The organism is Pedobacter gandavensis, assembly GCF_032678465.1.
Taxonomy (GTDB): domain Bacteria; phylum Bacteroidota; class Bacteroidia; order Sphingobacteriales; family Sphingobacteriaceae; genus Pedobacter; species Pedobacter gandavensis_B.
The window spans coordinates 1-1,291 of sequence record NZ_JAVTSK010000026.1; the positions used below are offsets into that span (position 1 = coordinate 1).

At 35.1% G+C, this 1,291-nt stretch carries 1 protein-coding gene; it reads left to right on the forward strand.

Annotation, left to right across the window (positions count from 1 at the left end):
- The first annotated feature begins 265 nt into the window (after nt 1-265).
- On the forward strand, nt 266-1,246 hold the full coding sequence (locus R2Q94_RS22100) for an acyl-ACP desaturase (protein ID WP_316823644.1): 981 nt from the start codon (nt 266-268) through the stop codon (nt 1,244-1,246).
- Nucleotides 1,247-1,291: the final 45 nt, after the last annotated feature.

Below are 1,291 nucleotides of genomic sequence, written 5' to 3' on the forward strand. Positions count from 1 at the left end.
TGATCTTGAAGGGTATTAAAGATACTTAGGCTAGTTAGCTATTAAATTCTATGGGTCCCGAAGATTATATCTATTGATATAAAAAAGATAAGATTTGCAGTAATGAAAACTTATTCTTTTATGTGATGTTGTAAGATTATAGTGCCAAATTTAATGTTGTAAAATCCATTTTTTGACAGTCTTAATTGTGAATAAAATAAAGGTGTGATGACAAACTATGCAATTTTTGGTTATCTTTGGAACTAATTTAAAACATAAAAAAACAATGAGTTTTTTCGCAGAAAAAAGACGAGAAGTGATGTTACATATCGAGAGCTATATGCTTGAGGTAATGGATACCTACTTGAAACCGATTGATACTAATTGGCAACCTTCTGATTTCTTGCCGGATTCAACGAGTGATACATTTTTTCAAGACATAAAGCAATTACGTGAAAATGCAGATGGCTTATCTTATGATTTGGTTGCAGTCTTAATTGGTGATACGATTACAGAAGAGGCTCTGCCTACTTATGAATCTTGGTTAACGATGGTAGACGACATCTCTAAGAATGAACAAGGTGGCTGGATGAAATGGGTACGTCATTGGACTGCAGAAGAAAATAGACACGGCGATTTACTTAATAAATACCTTTATCTTTCTGGGCGTGTTGATATGCGTCAAATGGAGATTTCCACTCAATATTTAATTGCTGATGGATTTGATATTGGTACGGGGCATGATCCATATAGAAACTTTGTATATACCAGCTTTCAAGAATTAGCAACGAACATCTCGCATAGACGAGTAGCCTCAATGGCTAAAAAAGATGGGGATACTTTACTTTCTAAGATGTGTGGTGTTATCGCTTCTGATGAAGCTCGTCACGCAAAGGCATATAAGGACTTTATGGCTAAAATCTTTGAGGTAGATCCAAATGAGGCTATGGTTGCTTTTGAGGATATGATGCGTAAGAAGATTGTAATGCCAGCACATTTTCTTCGTGAAATGGGGCTTAAAATAGGTCAGACCTTTGGCCACTTTACGGATGCAGCACAACGTTTGGGTGTATATACTGCGGTTGATTATGTTGAAATTATGCAGCAGCTAATTGAAGAATGGAAATTAGATAGTATGCGTGATTTGAATGAAACTGGAGAGAAAGCGCGTGATTATATCATGGCTTTACCAAACAGATTATTACGTGTAGCGGACAGAATGAAAAATCCTACTATGGATTATAAATTTAGTTGGATACATTCTTAAGCTCAAACTTTAATGAATATATAACAAGAAAAGCCTGAATAATTT

Bases quoted from the DNA above. Each gene is read 5' to 3' on its own strand.
- R2Q94_RS22100 (WP_316823644.1), top strand. From the start codon at position 266: ATGAGTTTTTTCGCAGAAAAAAGACGAGAAGTGATGTTACATATCGAG.